The sequence below is a fragment of the Oleiagrimonas soli genome, from assembly GCF_000761445.1.
Lineage (GTDB): Bacteria > Pseudomonadota > Gammaproteobacteria > Xanthomonadales > Rhodanobacteraceae > Oleiagrimonas > Oleiagrimonas soli.
This window is the reverse complement of the sequence record NZ_KN196470.1, coordinates 645,381-664,672: the sequence shown is the minus strand read 5'-3', so window position 1 is coordinate 664,672 and position 19,292 is coordinate 645,381. Positions and strand designations below refer to the sequence as shown.

Genomic DNA, 19,292 nt, shown 5'->3' with positions numbered 1-19,292 from the left:
CGGGGAATCCGCCATGAAACGCGTGCTGTCGTTCCTGTACACGGTCGGCTCGATCGCGACCTTCGTCTACCTGATGTTCTTCGACAAGCACGGGCTGTACCAAGGCTGGAACTGGTTCATCAAGATTCCGCTGAACGTGTTCCTGGCCAGCCTCTGGCCGCTGTACTGGATCGCGGCCTACTTCCTGCACTGGATTCCGGCGTTCCACTGAATCCGGCAACGCGCAACCACGCCCGGAGGATTCGCGGCGCGATGATGCCTCGGGAAATGGTGCCGACACTCCGACTCGAACGGAGGACCTACCGCTTACAAGGCGGTTGCTCTACCAACTGAGCTATGCCGGCATGGCGCGGCATTCTAGCAGGCGTCGCCGTGCGCGCGGAGTGGGAGCGGCGCTCAGAAGCAGGAAACCGGCTTGGCGCTGATGTCCGTGCGCGTCAGGTACCGGTGCCAGTCGAAATCCGACTTGGCCGGCAACGCGACGTCGACCCAGTATTCGGGCAGGGTCTCGGTGCGCTCCTTCAGTTCCGGCTTGAAGCCCAGGTCGATCAGCTGCTGCTGGCGGCGACGCGCGTTGTCCGGGTCGTGGAACAGGCCCAGCGAGATGGTGTTCTGACGATCGCCGGCGGTGACCACGTAGTAGTCGCTGACGCCCTTGGCGGAAAGCTGACGCGCCATCGCCAGCGCCTGGTCGCGCGACGGCAGCGGCGGTAGGTAGACCCACCAGCCGGTCGACTGCGTGGTCTGCTCCTGTCGGTACTGGATATCGGCCACGTGCGCGGTGAGCGCGTTCACCGCATCGCGCGTGTCCGACTGGGTGTCGAAGGGACCGATGCTCAGACAGCGGCTGCCCGCCTGCACGGGGCGCTTGGGTGCACCGCTCGCGGCAGCCGTCGCGGACACACCGCCGCCGGACGCGCCGCCGCTTTCCGACAACAGATGCAGCGCCGGCACGCCGGGATCGGTCGGCGCCGGCATCGACCGATGGCTGCCGTCGCCAAGCACCAGCCAGGCGCCGACACCGACGTTGAGCGCAATCAAGAGCAGGAACAGCAATCGGACGAACATCGAACACCCTCGATCGAGACGATCATTGTAGCCATCGCCTTCATGACGCGGATGTCTGCGCAGCGTCCCATGCCGCCAGACCGTGAAGCACCATATCCGGACGCACCTGCGCCGGCACTCGCAACTGCTCGGCGATGGCCTGAGCATCGCCGCCCGACAGCAGCAGCGTTGCTCCATCGCCGAGATCGGCGGCGCTGCGCGCATGGAAGCGTTCGACCAGCGCCACCGCCGCCTGCCAGCACCCCGAGGCGATGGCCGCTTCGGTGTCGTCGGCGCGGTCGCGAATCGGCGCGTCCTGCGGCGGCGGAAGCTGCGCCGCCGCTTCATGCAACGCGCGCTGCATCAGGCGCGGACCGGGCGCGATCAAACCGCCGAGATGTCGCCCGTCGGCCGTCAGCGCATCGAGCGTCAGCGCCGTGCCCGCGCTGACCACCACGCACGGCGCCAGTCCATCGCGGTAGGCTGCCACCATCGTCAGAAAACGGTCCACGCCGAGTTTCGACGCCTTCGCGTAGCCGTTACGCACGCCGCAGGCCTCGACCGGGGTACGCACCCAGCGCGGCGCGGGCAGGCCGTGCGCGGTCAGCGCTTCGACCACGCGTTGCTCGCGCGCCGAACCCGCGACGGACGCACCGAGCACCCCGTGCCCATCGCGACGCACCGCCTCGATCAGCGGATCCAGCGCACCCGCCACATCCAGCGTATGCCACGCCAGCGCATGCACGGCCTGCATCCCCGCACCATCGTGCATGGCCCATTTCAGCCGCGTGTTGCCCAGATCCAGCAGCACCGTCATGACGCGCGCACCGTGACATCGGCGCTGTCCACCAGCACCGGCTCGCCAGCGCGCAGCACGCGCAGGGCGCCGCGCGCATCGACGCCGTCGCCGATGGCCTCGAACTGGCCACGTGCGTCGCTCAATCGCAGCACCCGCGAACGCAGCAGATCGCGCGCCGCGTAGTCGTCGAGAAACGCCTCGAAACCGTGCGCATCGAAGGTCTTCAACGCCTTCAGCAGATGGTCGATCACGCTGCCGATCAGAAGGTTCCGGTCCGGCGGCGGCTCGCTGCCCAACTCGGCCAGATCGGCGACCGCCTGCCCGGCCTGTGCGCGCAGCACCTCGGGCAGACGCAGATTCAGACCGATGCCGATGACGGCCGCGCTCGGCCCCTGGTACTCGCCGCTCAGTTCGACCAGGATGCCGGCCAGCTTGGCGCCGCTGTCGCGGACCAGCACGTCGTTCGGCCATTTCAGACCGATCCCGGCATAACCGTGTGCCTCCAACGCACGTACCAGCGCCACGCCGACCGCCAGCGATAGCCCGGACAGAGCCGCAAAGCCGCGGTCGAAACGCTTCAGGCACGACAGATACATGTTCAGCCCCGGCGGCGACAGCCAATGCCGACCGCGCCGACCGCGCCCCGCATGCTGGGTCTCGGCCAGAATCACGCTACCGTCGGCCAATCCGCTCGCGCGCCGCTGGCACTCGCTGGACGTCGAATCCAGCGACCAATGCACCTCCAGCGCTCCCGGCTCGATGGCACAGTGCTTGCGAATGAGGCGCGCGTCGAGCAACTGAACCGGCCACGGCAGCCGATATCCGGCACCGCGCCGCGCCTTGATCGGCAACCCCTGCTCGCGCAACTGCTCGACCTGCTTCCACACCGCCGCACGCGTAAGACCCAGCTGCCGGGCCAGTTCGGCACCGGACAACGGCGCGCCCGCCGCGAGCGCGGCCAGCAGGTCACGCGGCTGCATGCGCGGACCTCGAACGGGGGACGGAAAAACGCAACATGAGGGGAATGGCGGTCGAATGGCGATGACAAACCCCGATTGCACCATGCGCAGCGCACGGACGGAAGGGTGGCGGTCGCGCATTCGGGGTCACTGGCATCTTGGCTAGCATTCTGCGAGTATTCAGAGTCTGGCCCGGATTTCCGAGGTTGGCCCCATGAAACCCACCCATGCATTGTCGGTATTGCTGTTCAGCGGCGCGTTCCTCGCGGCGCCGGCGGTGTACGCCAAGAACGACGGCGCGGTGGGACACGGCACGGGACACGACAGCGCGCAGCACAGCGCCGCACAGAGCAGCGGCACGAGCAACGACGCCAACGGCGACGCCAGCATCGGCGCCACGCCGACGGCACCGCCCGCGGCCAGCACGCCGTCGACCGGCGGCAATAGCCAGGGCGGCTGCGACGACCTGTCCGCCAGCGTCTCGACCGGCATCGGTCATTGCCACGATGGCGGCAGCGGCAGTGCCGACCGCTCCGGCGACGCGCATCCCAGCCTCGGCTGGCAGTCCCTGCTGCCGGGCTCCATCCAGTAACAACAACCGGGAACGCTCAGACCGCGCTGAAGTGGATGCGGAACTGGGCGCCGCCCAGCTCATCCGAACGCGCGACCTCGAGCGTGGCATTGTGCGTGTTGACGATGTCCTGCACGATCGACAACCCGATGCCGTGTCCCTGCACGCGCTCGTCGCCGCGCACGCCGCGCTGCAGGATTCGCTCGACCTGATCCGCATCGATGCCGGGGCCGTCATCTTCCACGCAGATCTCCAGCCCGGGACGCCGCTTGCCACGCTCGGGCATCGGGCGCGCGCTGAGCAGCACGCGATGCTGCGCCCACTTGAAGGCGTTTTCGAGCAGGTTGCCGAGGATTTCCAGCAGATCGCCGGCTTCGCCGTAGAAGCGTGCGTCGACCTCGATCTCGAATTCGCACAGCACGTTGCGCGAGGCGTGCACCTTCTCCAGCCCCTGCACCAGATCCTCGGCATGCGCGGCCACCTCGACCGGCGCCACGAACGTGGGCACGCCCGACGATGCGCCGCGCGACAGCTGATAGGCAACGATGTCGTCCATCCGCTGCACCTGGTCGGTGATGTCCTTGCGCGCCTCGTCGTGGACGTCGCCCAGCTCCAGGCGCGAACGCACCACCGCCAGCGGCGTCTTCAGGCTGTGCGCCAGATCGGCGAGGATGTTGCGGTTGCGGGTCAGACTGCGGCGTTCGTTCTCGATGAAGTTGTTGAGGCTGTGAGTCAGGCCGGACAACTCGATCGGATAGGCGCCTTCCAGCCGGTCGCTGTCGCCGCGGTCGACGCGCGCCAAATCCGAAGATACCCGTCGCAGCGGGAACAGGCTCCAGCGCAGCAGCAGCAGCTGCAGCAACAGCAGCACCAGGCCCAGCGCAGCCAGCCACGTGTAGAGGGTGCGCCGATAGACGCTGAGCTGACTGACGAACTGCGTCTCGGTCTGCGCCACGGTGAAGGTCAGATCGACCGGCTGCCCGCGCGCATCGTCGTAGGCCACGCCGAGGCTGTAGATGTACATGCCGCCGACGCTGCTCTGCACCGGACCGCGGAACGAATTCTCGCCGGGCCGCAGATGCTCCTGCAGGCCCAGGCGACGCCCGACCGCCGATGGCGATTCCCAGTGGTAGCCGTTGTCGCCGTCGATGACCGCGTACAGTCCCGAACCGGGCTGCAGAAAATCCGAATGCGGCGGCGGCGAATCCGGTGACAGCACGCGCCCGCCCCGGCCGACGTCGGTCGAGGCCAGGTAGGCGTAGACGTAGCCCTGCAACCGGTCGCGCAACGCCGCACGCGCACTCTCGAAATAGGCACGATCCAGCGACAGGCCGGCCAGACCCAGAAAGGCAATCAGGGCCAGACCCGTGGCCAGTGTCGAGCGCGTGATCAGCGACAGCGGACGGCGGGAACTCATGCTTGGATCATGCCCCATGCCGCCCACCCCCGCAGCATCGCACGCGGACCGTCGGGCGGATGGCGGGGGACGTCATTCGTCCTCTTCGACCTCGTCGCGCGGAATCGCGAAACGATAGCCGCGACCGCGCACGGTCTCGATCGGCTTGATCTCGCCGTCCGGGTCCAGCTTGCGGCGCAGGCGGCCGATGAAGACTTCGAGCACGTTGGAATCGCGGTCGAAATCCTGCTGGTAGATGTGTTCGGTGAGATCGGCCTTCGAGACCAGCTCGCCGGCGTGCATCATCAGGTATTCGAGCACCTTGTATTCGTAGCTGGTCAGATCGACCGGCTTGCCGTTGACCGCGACGGTCTGCGCGGTGGTGTCCAGATGCACCGGGCCGCAGGCCAGCACCGGACGCGACCAGCCGCTGGCGCGGCGCACCAGGGCGTTGATGCGCGCCAGCAGTTCCTCGACGTGGAACGGCTTGATCATGTAATCGTCGGCGCCGTGCTTGAGGCCTTCGACCTTGTCCTGCCAGCTGGAACGCGCGGTCAGGATCAGGATCGGGTAACGCTGCCCGTCCTCGCGCAACGACTTGACCAGCTCCATGCCGGACATCTTCGGCAGACCGAGATCGATGATGGCCAGATCGAACGGCACCTCGCGGCCCAGATACTGGCCCTCTTCGCCGTCGGATGCCGCGTCGACGGCGAACCCGTCGCGCTTCAGCCGCGCCGCCAGCGTCTCGCGCAGCGGCGCCTCATCCTCTACCAAAAGGATTCGCATGGATGTCTCTCCTTCAATTCGAGTCCGTGACGCGCTGGTCGCTTCGCAGCGTCACCACGCGCACATGCCCCTTGGGCGTGAGTACCTTGATCCTGTATTCGACGATCCGGCCGAAATTGCGCGAATCGGCCTTCAGCACCTTGCCACCGGTCTGATTCTGCACGCGCGCGACCGCCTGTTCCAGCGTCAACGGCGCCTTGGCCTGCGGCTTCGCCTCGCGCGCATGCGCGGGCGCGTGCTGCGCAGCCAGTACCACGCCGGTGAAACAGAACAGTGCAGCGGCCAGAATGCGTGCGCTGGCAGTCATCAAATACCCCCTGCGGGATGCGTACGGACGGATCAATGCTGGCCCCCATCATGACGGGCGGCATTGAATTCGTGCTGAACCGCGGTTTCAGGCCGCGTCACGCGCTGCCGGGCCGAGTGCGGCGATGGCCTGCTCGACCAGTGCCCACCCGGCTTCCGGCCGGTGCGCGCCCTCGCTGAGCACGCGCCGGAACCGGCGTGCGCCGGGCGCGCCGTGGAACAGTCCGAGCATGTGCCGGACCACGTGCTTGAGCTGGCCGCCGCGCGCCATCTCGGCTTCGATGTAGGGCCGCATGCGGCGCAGCAGTTCCACGCGGTCGGGACGCGGCGTGCCCCACAACCGGGTGTCGAGCTCGGCCAGGATCCACGGATGTTGATAGGCCGCGCGCCCCAGCATCACGCCGTCGACGTGCTGCAGATGTGTCTGCACGGCGTCGGCATCGACGATGCCGCCGTTGATGATCACGCTGAGCTGCGGAAAGGCTTCGCGCAACCGGTACACGCGACCGTAGTCGAGCGGCGGCACCTCGCGGTTCTCCTTCGGACTGAGTCCCTGCAGCCACGCCTTGCGCGCATGCACGATCAGCACCTCGACGCCGGCCTCGACCATGCGCTCGGTGAAGCGCTGCAGATCGCGTTCGCTGTCCTGTTCGTCCACGCCGATGCGGCACTTCACCGTCACCGGCACGCGCACCGTTTCGCGCATGGCGCGCACGCAGTCGGCCACGCGTTCCGGCTCCAGCATCAGGCAGGCGCCGAAACGGCCCGACTGCACGCGGTCGGACGGACAGCCGACGTTGAGATTGATCTCGTCGTAACCTGCCTCGGCGCCGAAGCGCGCGGCCTGCGCCAGCTCGTCCGGTTCGCTGCCGCCGAGCTGCAGCGCGACCGGGTGTTCCTCCTGGTTGTGTTCCAGCAGATGCAGGCGGTTGCCGTGTACCAGCGCGGCCGAGGTGACCATCTCGGTGTACAATCGCGCATGCGGCGACAGCAGCCGGTGGAAGTAGCGGCAGTGCCGATCGGTCCAGTCCATCATCGGCGCGACGCTCAGGCGCCAGGGGTGGTCGTCGCCCCGCGACGAGGCCACGGAGCCGGCAGTCGGGGCCGTCGAATTGACTTCGGTCATGTCGGACATCGGCGAAATACGGGATGCTGCGTGCCGCATAGGATACATGCGCACCCCGGGATACATGCGCACCCCGACCCCGCCGCGGGTCGGCGCGCAGACGTCCCGCTTTCCAACGTTTTTTAGAGATCAAGGCATGGTGGCTCTGGCTACGGAGCGCGTCCTCGACGTGCACCACTGGAACGATTCGCTTTTCAGCTTCAAAACCACGCGCGATCCGGGCTTCCGCTTCATCAGCGGGCAGTTCGTGATGATCGGCCTGCCGGTCGACGGGCGGCCGTTGATGCGCGCCTACTCGATCGCCAGCGCGCACTACGACGAGTACCTGGAGTTCTTCTCCATCAAGGTACCGGACGGCCCCCTGACCTCGCGTCTGCAGCACATGAAGGTCGGCGACGAGATCATCGTCAGCCGCAAGCCGACCGGCACTCTGGTGCTGGGCGACCTGAAGCCGGGCAAGCGCCTGTACCTGTTCGGCACCGGCACCGGACTGGCGCCGTTCCTCAGCCTGATCCGCGATCCAGACGTCTACGAGCGTTTCGAGAAGGTGATCGTGTGTCACGGCGTGCGCCAGGTCGAGGACTTGGCCTACGCGCACTACATCGAGCACGACCTGCCTGCCGACGAATTCCTCGGCGAGATGGTCCGCGCCCAGCTGATCTACTACCCGACGGTGACGCGCGAGGCGTTCCGCCACACCGGCCGTCTGACCACCGCCATCGAGACCGACGCGCTGACCGACGCCATCGGCCTGCCGCCGCTGAACCCGGACCAGGACCGCGCGATGCTGTGCGGCAGTCCGTCGATGCTCGACGACACCTGCGCCCTGCTCGACGCGCGCGGTTTCCGCATCTCGCCGCGCACGCGCGAGCCCGGCGACTACGTGATCGAGCGCGCTTTCGTCGAGAAGTAACCCGTCGCCCGCCGCCATGTCGAACGGCGGTGGGCAGCCCGTGCCGGAACGTGCATCATGACGGCATGCCCTGGATCGACATTCTTCTCTACGTGCTAGCCGGCGTGCTGGTCGTGATCGGCCTGGCCGGCGCGATCCTGCCGGCGCTGCCCGGCATTCCGATTCTCTACGCCGGCCTGTGGCTGGCGGCAGGCGTGGACGGTTACCGCCACGTCGGCTTCTGGTGGCTGCTGATCATCGCCCTGATCGGCGCACTGGCGATGTTGCTGGACCTGGTCGCCAGCGTGTTCGGCGCCAAGCGCGTCGGCGCCACGCCCGCGGCCCTGTGGGGCTCGGCCATCGGCACCGTGGTCGGCCTGTTCTTCGGCCTGCCCGGCCTGCTGCTGGGGCCGTTCATCGGCGCACTGGCCGGCGAACTGATGTCCGGCAGCAGCGTGCTGCGCTCGACCCATGTCGGCGTGGGCACCTGGGTCGGTCTGCTGCTGGGCACGCTGGCCAAGGTGGTGCTGTCGTTCGTGATGCTGGCGCTGTTCGGTTTCCGAATGATCTTCGGGTGAAACCGCTCAGCCTGCCGGCGCGTTCGGCAGCACGTACAGCAACACCGCCAGGTAGTGCAGTACGCTGCCGGCCAGCACGAACAGATGCCAGATGGTGTGGTTGAACGGCATGCGTCGGCTCAGATAGAACGGCACGCCCAGGGTGTAGGCGATGCCGCCCGCGAGCAGCAGCACCAGTCCGCCGGTGGCGACGTACTCGACCAGCGGACCGATCGCGACCAGGCCGATCCAGCCCATCGCGATGTACAGCAGCGACGCCAGCCAGCGCACCTCGTGCAGGAAACCCAGTTCGACCACGCTGCCGATCACCGCCAGCGCCCACACCGTGCCGAACAGGCTCCAGCCCCACGCCCCCGGCAGCGCCAGCAGCGTGAACGGCGTGTAGGTGCCGGCAATCAGCAGATAGATGGCGATGTGATCGAGCCGGCGCAGCCACGGTTCCAGCCGCGGCGAAGGCCGCGGATGCTGCACGCTCGAGGTGGTGTGGTAGACCGTGGACGCGGTGTACAGCAGCACCAGCGTGCTGCCGAACACGGCGCAGGACGCGATGGCCCGCGCCTCGCCGTACTTGGCGGCAAAGGCCACCAGCACCACCAGGCCGGCAATGCTGAGCAGGATGCCGATGCCATGGGTGATGCTGCTGGCGATCTCGTCGGGGAGACTGTAGCGGTCCAGCGCGGCGGCAGACGCCGAGGATGTCATGACGGAACTCCGAAACGCCGCGCCGGACGCGGCACGACTTCAACATACCCGAGCGTACGGAAACTTGCGAGCGCCCGCGGCGCGACCTGCGTCACGTCGCGGACACGCACCGGCTTCTCAGCGCTCGATGATGAATGCGCCGGCATCCACGCCGAGGTTCCAGCCCTGGCCCTTGCCGGCCAGCGCCAGGGACACGTTGCCCTTGGTGACCACGCCGGACGAGGCGCTCTTGTCGGCGACGCCGGCATGCGCGCCGGCCGTGGCGTAGTGGCCGTAGACCTGATCGATCGAGGACAGGCCGGTGAACTTGCCGATGCCGTCGTGGACCTCGGTCTTGCCGACCGTCAAGCCGCCGCCCTTGACACGGATGCGCACGTGCACGCTCTGTCCGTTGGAGCACGTCACGGTGCCACTGCCCTTGGCCGTCTTGTAGAAAATCGACCAACCGGACAGGTTGTAGTGCAGCTTGCAGGAAAGATCGGCCGCGCGCGCCGTGTGCGGCGCGGCGAAGGCCAGACTCGCCAGAAGCAGGGTCGGAATCATCCAGTTGCGCATCTCGGTAGGCTCCCTGTGAAAGATCGGAAGGCCCCATTCTGGCACCCGAACATGAACGCGACGGCAATGCGCCCGCCCCGCTCGACAAGGCTTTGAAAGCCCGCGCCTATCGGTCTAGAGTCGTTGTCAGGCCCTCGGGAGCGCGCGCGTCATGTCGAGCATGCAATGGCTGGTCAGGATCGGTTCGGACGATGCAGCAGACACCGCCTTGCGCGTGGGCGGCGCGCTGGCCCAGCGCCTGGGCGCGTACCTCGATGGCGTGGAGATCGTGCCGCTGCCGCCGGCCGCCTTCAGCGTGCCCGAAGCGGTGCCGATGCAGATGGACACCCTGCAGCGCCGCTACGCACACGCCTGCGAGCGCGACGCCTGGTTCGCGCAGCGACTCGACGTCCTGCATCTGCAGGGCCGTTGGCATGCTGCGCAGGGCGACGCGTCGAGCGTGCTGTGCCATATGGCCGCCGCCTACGAACTGCTCATCCTGGCGCGCTGCGACGACCACCGCGACACCCCGCTCGGCTACGGCACGGTGTCGCGCAGCGTGTTCGGCTGCCGCTGTCCCGTACTGATCCTTCCCGAAGATCTGCCGCAGGAGGCCTCCTGCGGCGAACGCATCCTGGTCGCCTGGAACGGCAGCCGCGAAGCCACGCTGGCCTTGCGCGGCGCACGCCCCCTGCTCGCCCGCGCGGCGCATGTGCGCATCCTTGACGGCAGCGACGATGCCGAGCGCGTCGATCCGATGCGTCCGCCCACGTTGCACCTGCAGGAATGGCTGGACCGTCAGGGCATCGCCGCCATCATCGAACCGTTCCGTCCGGAGGGCGCTTCCGGACCGGCCATCGAGGCACGCGCCCGGGACGACGACGCCGATCTGATCGTGATGGGCGCCTGGGGCCGCTCGCGCCTGGCCGAACTGGTGCTGGGCGGCGCCACGCGCCATCTGTTCGGCCAGCGCACGCTGCCGCTGCTGGTCGCACACTGACCGCATCCCATCGCGATGGATGGATGGATGGCCCCCTCCCTGCGGCCGGGGGTTAACCCCGTTCGGCGCGTTGCTGCGTTCAAGGATCACGAAGCGCAGGGTGAACCGGACGCCGCTCGCCATTCTCACCGCAACGGTGTTCGGCACCACGCGATTCGCTTTCCACGCGAAGGAGGTGGTCCATGTCCCCGAACGTTCTCGAACGCAGCGCCATGCCGCATCCCGACATGGCGCGCGTCGTCGCCATCAGCGCGGCGATCAGTCTCAATGCCGCCGTGCTGCTGCTGGCCCTGCGTCCGCTCGCGCCCATGCTGCAACGGACGCCGATCAAGCCGCCGCCGGTGCTGCGTTGGATCGAGGCCGAGCCGAAGGTCGCGCCCAAGCCGTTGCCGCCAGTCATCATGCCCAAGCGGCCTCACCCCACGCCCGTCACGCACACCGCGCGCCCGATCCCCGTGCCTGTACCGAAACCGCAGGTCGCGCCGACGCCGATGGCCACGCCGCAAACGCAGGTCGTGTCGCCGCCGATGCCCACCGACATCGCGCCGTCCGTCACGCCGACAACGGCGCCGCCCGGCCCCATTCACGCGGACCTGGCCTATGTGCGCGCTCCCGCGCCGACCTATCCCACGGCTGCCCGTCGCGCCCACATGCAGGGTACGGTCATGCTGCGCGTGCTGGTCGACACGCAGGGGCGTCCGCAGCATGTGGTGATCGCGCAGAGCAGCGGTTACCCGCTGCTGGATCGCACCGCGCGCCTGCAGGTGCTGCGCAAGTGGCTGTTCCAGCCGGCACAGGTGAACGGACAGACCACCGCCGCCTGGGCCCTCGTGCCGGTGGTGTTCAACCTGCATTGAGACGCGCACGAACCGCGCCGCTTCCACTGCCGGGCGGCGCGGTGTCCGAGATCATCGGCGGGCCGCGTGGCTTCACGCGGCCCGTGGTTCACGCGGGACCGGATCCGTGCGCAGCCGGCGCCGGCGTCGAACGGCTGGCGGAACGCGCGATCAGCCAGACCACGCCGATCACCAGCAGCGCCGGCAGCACGCTCGGCAACATCGCCAGCACGGCGAAGGGCAGCACGATCAGCCCCACCCCCAGTGCCAGCAGACCGCCCAGCAGGCTGAACACACCGCCCACCAGACCGAACACCAGCTTGAACATCAGGCCGACCACAGAACCGATCAGCCACAGCGCGCCGATCACGGCCGCGACCACCAACAGCTCGATCATTGTCGTCTCCTCGCGCGAATGCGCGTCAGCGTCATGCGGACGGCGCTTAAGCAATGCCAAAGTCCGTCCTGCCATGCTTGAAGCTACGCCGTCCCCACCCACCTCGCATCGGCCGGAAGTCATCGCTTCGCGCGGTCGTGCGTTTACGTAGACTCCACGGTACGCGCGCGCAGCGGCGACCTGCCACTCGTGCCTGCCCGAAAACGGTCTGTTGACCCTGCCACGATGGAAGATCGATCGATGAACAATCCGACACGCTACGGCTTCTGGCTGCGCAACCTGCACTGGCTCATCGCGACCCTGGTGATCGCCGCGCTGGCCCTCGTGGAGCTGCATGAATATGCACCGCGCGGCTCGGCGCTGCGCTCGAACATGATGTACTTCCACATGCAGTTCGGCCTGGCCGTGCTGATCCTGTTCCTGCCGCGCCTGATCGTGCGCCTGGCCGGCAAACGTCCCGCCATCGTGCCGCCCGCGCCGCTGTGGCAGCGCATCCCGGCCCACACCATGCACGCGGTCTTCTACGCGCTGATCGTGATCCAGCCGATCCTCGGCCTGCTGATGATGCAGGCGGGCGACCATGCGGTGGCCTTCTTCGGCATCCCGCTGCCGACATTCGTGTCGCCGGACAAGAACTTCTCGCATCAGCTGGGCGAGTACCACGAACTGGCCGGCAACGTGTTTCTGTGGCTGGTCGTGCTGCACGCGGTCGCCGCCTTCTGGCACCACTGGGGCCGCAAGGACAACACGCTGCGTCGGATGCTCTACAAGCAGTCCTGACCTCGCGAACGGACGTCTGCGTCAGCGCGTTCGCCGACGCAGATGGCCCGAGGTCAGCAGCCAGCCGAGCATCACGCCAAGGCCGGCCGTCGCCACTTCGGCGACCACGCGCGTGCCGAGGAAATCCGGGTCGTGGATATCCGCCAGCACGCGCTGGATGGTCACCGGCGACTGCATCGGCACGATGCCCATGTACAGCAAATTCCACAGATCCACGCTGCAAGCGCCGAGCAGTGTCAGCAGGTAGGCCCAGCCGATCTGCTTGCCGGCGCTCCAGCCCAGCCGTCGCCCGACCAGGGCATGCACCAGCAGCCATGCCACCACGCCGGCCAGGAACGCGATCAACGCCGCTTCCAGCACGCCGGCCATACCCATGTCGAGAAACCGCAGATTCATGCGGCGCGGATCAGCTCAGATGCTCGGCGAAGAACGCCAGCGTGCGCTTGCGCGCCAGCGCCGCCGCCGTCGCGTCGTAGCTGCCGCGTTCGTCGCAGTTGAAGCCGTGATCGGCCGGATAGACATGGAATTCCGCATCCGGATGGGCCTTGCGCACGCGGTCGCGGTCGGCCGCACTGATGTGCGCGTCGCGCTCGCCATAGTGGAACATCAGCGGCGCCAGCGCCGGCTCCTCGACGAACTGCGTGTTGCGTCCGCCGTAGTAGCTCACCGCCGGCAGGCCCAGACGCAGCGCCGAAAGATACGCCACCGTGCCGCCCCAGCAATAACCGACCACGCCGACCTTTCCGACGCTAGCGATGCGATCCGCCGCGGCCTTGACCAGCGCCAGCGCCGCGTCGAAGGAAATCTTGCCGACGAACTCGATGCCCTGCTTTATGCCGCCCTCGTCGTAGGGCAGCTCGACGTCCGACTGCACCAGATCGAAAATGGCCGGTGCGATCGCCGTGTAACCCGCCTTCGCGTAGCCGTCGACCACGTTGCGGATGTGCGAGGTGACGCCGAAGATTTCCTGAATCACCACGACGCCGCCCTTGGGCGTGCCCTCCGATTGCGCCATCCAGGCGTTCACGGCCGGCGGGCCGTCCTGCAGTCGAATCTTGTCAGCCATGCTTGTTTCCTTGGGGTGGGGGTCGATCAGACGTCGTCCTGCGTACGCAGCGTCAGTTCGGGCAGACCATCGGCGCGCCGCACGCGCACCTCGATGTCGATGGGACGGCAGCACACCTCGCAATCCTCGATGTAGCGCTGCGCTTCCACCGTGCAATCGACGGTCAGCTCGATCGGCTCGCCGCAATACGGGCAAGTCGCGGCGACCGATTCCAGTTCGTTCATGGCGGCCTCCGCCGTTACCGCGGACGTTCGCCTATCAGCTTACCCCGTGCGTCGGCGGCGATCACGTCCCGACCGCCGCCGACATGCGCGGCATGGCGTCGCCGCGCGTTCTAGAACAACGTCAGCAGCACCATCACCAGACCGACCATCGCCACCGCCCACGCCAGCGTGCGCAGCACCGGAATGCCCAGCGCGTAGATCGGCAGATAGGCCAGCCGACCCCAGAAGTACAGCTGCGCGGCCAGCGCCAACTGGGCATCGCCGCGACCCATCGCCACCGCCGCCAGCAACGCCGCGGCGAACAGCACGAAGGTCTCCAGGAAATTGGCCGACGCACGCTGCACGCGCCCGCCGATGCCGTCCAGCGCCGGCTTGCTCGCATCGCGCGCGCTCAGCGCCCAGCCCAGGCCATTGCGCGCGACCGAGAACGTCGCCGCCAGCAGGATATGCACCAGCCCCAGCACCACGCTCCAGGCCAGCATCGTCATCGTCACACTCATCTGCGTCCCCTCCCCGACGGGCCGGAATGGCCCGGCGCCACTATGCATCGCGGGCTGCGACGACGCCACAGCAGCGGTCTTCAAATATCGCTTGCAATCAAATAGTGCGCTATGTATTATCCACTCCATGAACACGAACACCGCCACCTCGAATCCGCAGCAGGGCCCGCGTCTGGACGCCCAGCTCTGCTTCGCGCTGTACGCGGCCAACCTGGCCATGAGCAAGGTCTACCGCACCCTGCTCAAGCCGCTGAAGCTGACCTATCCGCAGTACCTCGTGCTGATGGTGCTGTGGCAGGACGATCACCGCAGCGTGTCCGAGATCGGCGAGCGTCTGCAACTCGATTCGGCCACGCTGACGCCGCTGCTCAAGCGCATGGATGCGGCCGGCCTGGTGGTACGTGCCCGCTCGCGCGAGGACGAACGCCACGTCGTGATCTCGCTGACCGCCAAGGGCCGCAAGCTCGAAGCCAAGGCCGGTCCCGTACAAGACGGCATCTTCTGTGCAAGCCACTGCAGCATGGAAGAAATGACTGCACTGCGTAACCAGCTGCATCGACTGCGACACCATCTGGCGGAAAGTGCATGAGTGCATTTTCTGCCGCATATAAATAGTGCACTATTTAATAGTGAGCTATTCCTACCCCACCCACCGGAGTTCCACACCATGAGCATCGAAAACGTTCTCTACCGCGCCGAAGCCACCGCCACCGGCGGCCGCGATGGACGCGCCGTTTCGTCCGACCAGGTTCTCGACATCCGCCTGACCACACCCAAGTCGCTCGGCGGCGACGGCGCCGAAGGCACCAACCCCGAGCAACTGTTCGCCGCGGGCTACTCGGCCTGCTTCCTGGGCGCGATGAAGTTCGTCGCCGGCCAGGACAAGCTGCGCCTGCCGGCCGATACCACCATCACCGGCCGCGTCGGCATCGGCCCGATCCCGACCGGCTTCGGCATCGAGGTCGAACTGCAGATCCACATCCCTGGCATGGAACGTGAAGCCGCCGAGGCGCTGGTGCAGAAGGCGCACATCGTGTGCCCCTACTCCAATGCCACCCGCGGCAACATCGACGTCACCCTGACCGTGGTCTGAGCACGATCGGCGGGCGGCGCGATCCGCCCGCCGTCTCACCGGCACGCCCTCGGTGTTCCGCACCGCGCTCACTGCGTGCCTTTTTCCGCAAAACTAAATAGTGCGCTATTTAATAGCCATCAATTCAAAAGGAGACATCCCATGCGCAATTTCAAGATCCCGCTTCTCGTCGGCACCCTGACCGCCGGACTCATGGGCTCGGCCCACGCCGGCGACGCGCCGTCCCTGCAGCCCGACCGCGCCACGTCGGCCTTCCTCGAACAGCTCAACCACAGCGGCGGCGCGCCACTGCAGACGCTGAGCCCGGCCGACGCCCGCCAAGTGCTGACCGACGCGCAGAAAAGCGTCAAGGTCGACCTGTCCGGCATCGTCGTGCAGCAGCGCAGCATCGAGCAGGACGGACGGCGCGTGTCGCTGACCATCGTCAAGCCGGAACATGCCCAAGGCACGCTGCCGGTCTTCATGTTCTTCCACGGCGGCGGCTGGATCCTCGGCGACTTCCCGACCCACGAACGCCTGGTGCGCGATCTGGTGGTCGCCTCCGGCGCCGCCGCCGTCTTCGTCAACTACACGCCCTCGCCCGAGGCCCACTACCCGGTCGCCATCGAGCAGGCCTACGCGGCCACGCAGTGGGTCGCCACGCACGGCGACCAGATCGGCGTCGACGGCTCGCGCCTGGCCGTGGTCGGCAACAGCGTCGGCGGCAACATGGCGGCCGTGGTCAGCCTGATGGCCAAGGACCGCAAGGGCCCGAAGATCGCGTTCCAGGGCCTGATGTGGCCGGTGACCGACGCCGACTTCGACAACCGTTCGTACCGCGCCTACGCCGAAGGCTATTTCCTGACGCGGCCGATGATGCAGTGGTTCTGGGACGCCTACACCACCGACGCCAAGCAGCGCGACAGCATCTACGCCTCGCCGCTGAAGGCCTCGCGCAAGGAGCTGCAAGGCCTGCCGCCGGCGCTGATCCAGGTGGCCCAGTTCGACGTGCTGACCGACGAAGGCCAGGCCTACGGCCGCAAGCTCGACGACGCCGGCAACGACGTCACGGTGGTGCGCTACGACGGCACCATCCATGACTTCGGACTGCTCAATGCACTGGCCGACGATGCGCCCACGCGGGCGGCGATCCAGCAACTGGCGGAAGCGCTGCGTGCTCACCTGAAGTGAGTCGCACGACGACGGCAGGCCCGGTCCGGCGCGACATGTCGGCCGGGCCTGTCCCGTTCATGCCGCTGCCTGTGCCATGCCCTTCGTTCGCCGACCGCGCACACGCGCGCGCAGCCGCAGGAACGGGCGTTCGACGCCGTAGTAGCAGATCGCGCCCACCGCCAGCACCGCGCCGGCGTAGATCGGCAGGCTCCACCACCCGTGCGCATCGCCCCATGCGCCCAGCCAGCGATGCACGTTCGCGTACACGGCCTTGTGCGTGAGATACAGGCTGTACGACGCCAACGCCAGCCAGGTCGCACCGGGCACGGCCCGACGACCGAGCACACCCTGGGGACTGGCAGCGCCGCACACCAACGCGGCCATGCCCAGCGCCAGCAGCGGATAGCCGAATACGTTCTGCGCGAAACCCAGGCGCTGCCCCGAGAACCACGCCATGCCGACGACGACCAGCGCCACGCCCAACCCCAGCACGACATTCGCGCGCGCCTCCAGCCACGCCCACAACATCGGGCGATAGTTGCGCACCGCCGCCAGCGCGACGCCGCCGAGCAGATCGTCCAGGCGCGCCCAGGTCGGCACGTACAGCAAGCGCATGTAGGCCTCCTGCCCCGCCGACGGATCCAGCACCGGCCCCACCCGGGTCGTCCACAACCAGGCGCGCAGGGCCATGCCGCCCAGCACCAGCACCGCGAATACGCCGAGGACACGGCGCATCGAAGGCCGCCAGGCCAGCAGCGCGGCCAGCAACGGGAACAGCAGGTAGAAATGTTCTTCCACGCACAGCGACCATGCGTGCGACAGCGCCTGCTGCGCGGGCGGCGCCGGCCACAGGTTCAGGCTAAAAGTCGCGAACTGCCACCACGGACGCATGTCCGACACTTCACGCAGCGCCGGCGCCGCCAGGTAGACGGTCAGCACCAGCAGATAGACCGGCAGGATGCGGAACGCGCGACGCAGGTAGAAATCGCCGAACGCCATCCGCTCGCCTTGCGCCAGCGGTTTGAGCACTTGCGAGCCGATCAGGAAACCGCTGAGCGCAAAGAACAGATCCACGCCCATCCAGCCGCTCCAGCGCAGCACGCCACCACCCTGGAACCCGGCGAAATAGCTGTGAAACACCATCACCCACACCACCGCGATCGCACGCAGCAGGTCCAGACCCGGTCGACGCTGCATCCCTGTTCCTCATGGCATGCCGACGCGGCACGCGATGAACCTAATCGACGAATCGGGCAATTCGCGGGCACGTCGACGACCGTCGGCGGGCAGAACGCATGCAGCGGCGTACGCGGATCAGAGCGGCGCGTGCCGCGGCTGCATGTCGAACAGATCGCGCCGCTTCCAGTACGCGATGCGCGCCTGCCACTGCGAGGCCGCCGCGTGGTCGCGACCGAAATCCACGCCAATGCGTGTTCCGCCCGGCTCGGCCAGTTCGAGCACGATGAGGTTGCAGGCCCGACGCTGCAAGCCCAAGCGATTGGAGTGGTGCGTCCACTCATGCTTCCAGGCGCGAATCTGATCGCTGCTCAAGGTGTATTCGTGCGCATCGGGCGTGCGCACCCAGAGACGGCCCGACGCATGGTCGAGGGCGATGTTGCGATGATGGACCGTCGCCTGGAAGCCGCTCGGAAAGGTCGGTTCGTAGCGCAGCAGCAATCTGTACGCGACCGCCCCCGCGATCACCAGCGTCAGCGCCGCGATCAACATGATGTCCGTATGGTGCTCGATGGCGTGATCGAGGCGCGGCCAGATCAAGATCGTCGCCAGGCTCGCGACGATGGCCGTGGCGATCAGTCCCAGGCGAATCGCAAGCCGCTGCTTCGTCGATAAATAGTGCATCTCCCTACACCCCGCTTCCCTTCCACCGCAAAGTGATGTGGTTCATTCATAACCGCGGCATCCACGCTATCGCTGCATCCCGCGGCGCGTCCGCATCGGCCGGCCATCCTCCTCGCCGCGTTCGATGCATCTCTGATTATACACGCTATACAGGTAATATCCCGCCTTTCGCCTAACAACTGCTCGGGTAATAACGTCCATGGCCGGACGATCGAGCGTCGGTCATGAAAAGAGCCTCGATCCACACACCTGAGCATGCTGAGCTGGTCACGCTGCTGCGTGACTTGCGTCTCGAGGCCGGACTCTCGCAAGCCGAGGTAGCCGCTTCGCTCGGGCGTCCGCAGACCTATGTCTCGGCCATCGAGGTCGGGCAGCGCGGCGTGGATCTGGTGCAAGTACGCGAACTGGGCGCGATCTACGGCCTCACGTTCGTGGATTTTGCCGCGCGACTCGAACAACGACTCAAGGACAAGGTCAGCGAAACACGACCGCCGAGGCGTCCGCGCAAATCCTGACCGCCGAAAAGTACCACGGTCCGCCTGCTTGGACACGCAGGGCCACCGAAGATTCCATGCCCACACCATTGGCTGCCGGCCTGACGTCTGTCGGCGGCCCGCAACTGCCCGAAGATTGCCCGCAACCCGGCCGGGCTTCGCCGTAGCGCAACGCCACACTGCTGCGCATC

Annotated in this window: 27 protein-coding genes and 1 tRNA gene; 11 read left to right on the top strand and 17 right to left on the bottom strand. The window is 67.3% G+C overall.

Annotated elements, in window-relative coordinates:
* Window positions 1-13: 13 nt before the first annotated feature.
* Complete coding sequence (locus LF63_RS02910; RefSeq protein ID WP_043099503.1) at window positions 14-211, top strand: hypothetical protein; 198 nt, start codon at window positions 14-16, stop codon at window positions 209-211.
* 57 nt (window positions 212-268) lie between these two features.
* Here the strand turns inward: LF63_RS02910 and LF63_RS02905 are convergent.
* The 4 genes from LF63_RS02905 to LF63_RS02890 all read right to left on the bottom strand — a co-directional run bounded on the left by LF63_RS02905 (window position 269) and on the right by LF63_RS02890 (window position 2,826).
* Window positions 269-344 (bottom strand) — tRNA-Thr (locus LF63_RS02905).
* Between the two features lie 52 nt (window positions 345-396).
* Entirely contained in the window at window positions 397-1,068 is a 672-nt protein-coding gene (locus tag LF63_RS02900) for an SPOR domain-containing protein (RefSeq protein ID WP_043099502.1), read from the bottom strand.
* 40 nt (window positions 1,069-1,108) lie between these two features.
* Window positions 1,109-1,864 (bottom strand): type III pantothenate kinase, encoded by a 756-nt coding sequence (locus LF63_RS02895; RefSeq protein WP_043099501.1) that lies wholly within the window; start codon window positions 1,862-1,864, stop codon window positions 1,109-1,111.
* Entirely contained in the window at window positions 1,861-2,826 is a 966-nt protein-coding gene (locus LF63_RS02890) for a biotin--[acetyl-CoA-carboxylase] ligase (RefSeq protein ID WP_043099499.1), read from the bottom strand. The genes LF63_RS02895 and LF63_RS02890 overlap by 4 nt, the downstream gene beginning before the upstream one ends.
* 193 nt (window positions 2,827-3,019) lie before the next feature.
* On the opposite strand from LF63_RS02890, the gene LF63_RS02885 reads away from it, so the two are divergent.
* The gene (locus tag LF63_RS02885) at window positions 3,020-3,397 is read left to right on the top strand and encodes a hypothetical protein (protein WP_152569230.1); all 378 of its coding nucleotides are present in this window, start codon (window positions 3,020-3,022) and stop codon (window positions 3,395-3,397) included.
* Between the two features lie 16 nt (window positions 3,398-3,413).
* Here the strand turns inward: LF63_RS02885 and LF63_RS02880 are convergent, their stop codons facing one another.
* The 4 genes from LF63_RS02880 to dusA form a co-directional block, all read right to left on the bottom strand.
* Window positions 3,414-4,793: an ATP-binding protein gene (locus LF63_RS02880; protein WP_152569229.1), complete on the bottom strand. Its 1,380-nt coding sequence runs from the start codon at window positions 4,791-4,793 to the stop codon at window positions 3,414-3,416.
* A 72-nt stretch (window positions 4,794-4,865) separates the two neighbouring features.
* Entirely contained in the window at window positions 4,866-5,561 is a 696-nt protein-coding gene (locus LF63_RS02875; RefSeq protein ID WP_043099496.1) for a response regulator transcription factor, read from the bottom strand.
* A gap of 13 nt (window positions 5,562-5,574) precedes the next feature.
* Window positions 5,575-5,868, bottom strand: coding sequence for a PepSY domain-containing protein (locus LF63_RS02870; RefSeq protein ID WP_052394620.1), 294 nt, complete (start codon window positions 5,866-5,868; stop codon window positions 5,575-5,577).
* An 87-nt stretch (window positions 5,869-5,955) separates the two neighbouring features.
* Window positions 5,956-6,993 carry a tRNA dihydrouridine(20/20a) synthase DusA gene (gene dusA / locus LF63_RS02865; RefSeq protein WP_081945240.1) on the bottom strand — a complete coding sequence of 346 codons (1,038 nt, stop codon included), beginning with the start codon at window positions 6,991-6,993 and terminating at the stop codon, window positions 5,956-5,958.
* 136 nt (window positions 6,994-7,129) lie between these two features.
* Here dusA and LF63_RS02860 point away from each other — a divergent pair, with 136 nt between their 5' ends.
* Complete coding sequence (locus tag LF63_RS02860; RefSeq protein WP_043099495.1) at window positions 7,130-7,906, top strand: ferredoxin--NADP reductase; 777 nt, start codon at window positions 7,130-7,132, stop codon at window positions 7,904-7,906.
* Between the two features lie 74 nt (window positions 7,907-7,980).
* Window positions 7,981-8,463: a DUF456 domain-containing protein gene (locus LF63_RS02855; RefSeq protein WP_043103012.1), complete on the top strand. Its 483-nt coding sequence runs from the start codon at window positions 7,981-7,983 to the stop codon at window positions 8,461-8,463.
* Window positions 8,464-8,469: 6 nt separating this feature from the next.
* On the opposite strand, the gene trhA is transcribed toward LF63_RS02855, so the two are convergent.
* Entirely contained in the window at window positions 8,470-9,165 is a 696-nt protein-coding gene (trhA, locus tag LF63_RS02850) for a PAQR family membrane homeostasis protein TrhA (protein WP_043099494.1), read from the bottom strand.
* Window positions 9,166-9,282: 117 nt separating this feature from the next.
* A complete protein-coding gene (locus LF63_RS02845) occupies window positions 9,283-9,720 on the bottom strand; it encodes a hypothetical protein (protein ID WP_043099493.1) in 438 nt (145 codons plus the stop codon).
* A 151-nt stretch (window positions 9,721-9,871) separates the two neighbouring features.
* On the opposite strand from LF63_RS02845, the gene LF63_RS15150 reads away from it, so the two are divergent.
* Window positions 9,872-10,699, top strand: coding sequence for a universal stress protein (locus LF63_RS15150; protein WP_052394619.1), 828 nt, complete (start codon window positions 9,872-9,874; stop codon window positions 10,697-10,699).
* 182 nt (window positions 10,700-10,881) lie between these two features.
* Window positions 10,882-11,556, top strand: coding sequence for an energy transducer TonB (locus tag LF63_RS02835; RefSeq protein WP_043099492.1), 675 nt, complete (start codon window positions 10,882-10,884; stop codon window positions 11,554-11,556).
* A gap of 88 nt (window positions 11,557-11,644) precedes the next feature.
* Here LF63_RS02835 and LF63_RS02830 read toward each other — a convergent pair whose 3' ends face one another.
* A complete protein-coding gene (locus tag LF63_RS02830) occupies window positions 11,645-11,932 on the bottom strand; it encodes a hypothetical protein (protein ID WP_043099490.1) in 288 nt (95 codons plus the stop codon).
* Between the two features lie 240 nt (window positions 11,933-12,172).
* Here LF63_RS02830 and LF63_RS02825 point away from each other — a divergent pair, with 240 nt between their 5' ends.
* Window positions 12,173-12,712 carry a cytochrome b gene (locus LF63_RS02825; protein ID WP_043099488.1) on the top strand — a complete coding sequence of 180 codons (540 nt, stop codon included), beginning with the start codon at window positions 12,173-12,175 and terminating at the stop codon, window positions 12,710-12,712.
* A gap of 21 nt (window positions 12,713-12,733) precedes the next feature.
* Here the strand turns inward: LF63_RS02825 and LF63_RS02820 are convergent, their stop codons facing one another.
* The 4 genes from LF63_RS02820 to LF63_RS02805 all read right to left on the bottom strand — a co-directional run bounded on the left by LF63_RS02820 (window position 12,734) and on the right by LF63_RS02805 (window position 14,502).
* Window positions 12,734-13,108 carry a hypothetical protein gene (locus LF63_RS02820; protein ID WP_043099487.1) on the bottom strand — a complete coding sequence of 125 codons (375 nt, stop codon included), beginning with the start codon at window positions 13,106-13,108 and terminating at the stop codon, window positions 12,734-12,736.
* A 10-nt stretch (window positions 13,109-13,118) separates the two neighbouring features.
* The gene (locus tag LF63_RS02815) at window positions 13,119-13,778 is read right to left on the bottom strand and encodes a dienelactone hydrolase family protein (RefSeq protein ID WP_052394617.1); all 660 of its coding nucleotides are present in this window, start codon (window positions 13,776-13,778) and stop codon (window positions 13,119-13,121) included.
* A 26-nt stretch (window positions 13,779-13,804) separates the two neighbouring features.
* Window positions 13,805-14,002 (bottom strand): CPXCG motif-containing cysteine-rich protein, encoded by a 198-nt coding sequence (locus tag LF63_RS02810; RefSeq protein WP_043099486.1) that lies wholly within the window; start codon window positions 14,000-14,002, stop codon window positions 13,805-13,807.
* Window positions 14,003-14,112: 110 nt separating this feature from the next.
* Window positions 14,113-14,502: an MAPEG family protein gene (locus tag LF63_RS02805; protein WP_043099485.1), complete on the bottom strand. Its 390-nt coding sequence runs from the start codon at window positions 14,500-14,502 to the stop codon at window positions 14,113-14,115.
* A gap of 127 nt (window positions 14,503-14,629) precedes the next feature.
* Here LF63_RS02805 and LF63_RS02800 point away from each other — a divergent pair, with 127 nt between their 5' ends.
* The 3 genes from LF63_RS02800 (at window position 14,630) to LF63_RS02790 (ending at window position 16,765) form a co-directional block, all read left to right on the top strand.
* Window positions 14,630-15,091 carry a MarR family winged helix-turn-helix transcriptional regulator gene (locus LF63_RS02800; protein ID WP_043099484.1) on the top strand — a complete coding sequence of 154 codons (462 nt, stop codon included), beginning with the start codon at window positions 14,630-14,632 and terminating at the stop codon, window positions 15,089-15,091.
* Window positions 15,092-15,169: 78 nt separating this feature from the next.
* The gene (locus LF63_RS02795) at window positions 15,170-15,595 is read left to right on the top strand and encodes an organic hydroperoxide resistance protein (RefSeq protein WP_043099483.1); all 426 of its coding nucleotides are present in this window, start codon (window positions 15,170-15,172) and stop codon (window positions 15,593-15,595) included.
* A gap of 141 nt (window positions 15,596-15,736) precedes the next feature.
* Window positions 15,737-16,765: an alpha/beta hydrolase gene (locus tag LF63_RS02790; RefSeq protein WP_043099482.1), complete on the top strand. Its 1,029-nt coding sequence runs from the start codon at window positions 15,737-15,739 to the stop codon at window positions 16,763-16,765.
* 57 nt (window positions 16,766-16,822) lie between these two features.
* On the opposite strand, the gene LF63_RS02785 is transcribed toward LF63_RS02790, so the two are convergent.
* Window positions 16,823-17,944: an acyltransferase family protein gene (locus tag LF63_RS02785; protein WP_043099481.1), complete on the bottom strand. Its 1,122-nt coding sequence runs from the start codon at window positions 17,942-17,944 to the stop codon at window positions 16,823-16,825.
* Window positions 17,945-18,061: 117 nt separating this feature from the next.
* On the bottom strand, window positions 18,062-18,607 hold the full coding sequence (locus LF63_RS02780; protein ID WP_043099480.1) for a hypothetical protein: 546 nt from the start codon (window positions 18,605-18,607) through the stop codon (window positions 18,062-18,064).
* 224 nt (window positions 18,608-18,831) lie between these two features.
* Here LF63_RS02780 and LF63_RS02775 point away from each other — a divergent pair, with 224 nt between their 5' ends.
* Window positions 18,832-19,122: a helix-turn-helix domain-containing protein gene (locus LF63_RS02775; RefSeq protein ID WP_052394614.1), complete on the top strand. Its 291-nt coding sequence runs from the start codon at window positions 18,832-18,834 to the stop codon at window positions 19,120-19,122.
* Window positions 19,123-19,292: the final 170 nt, after the last annotated feature.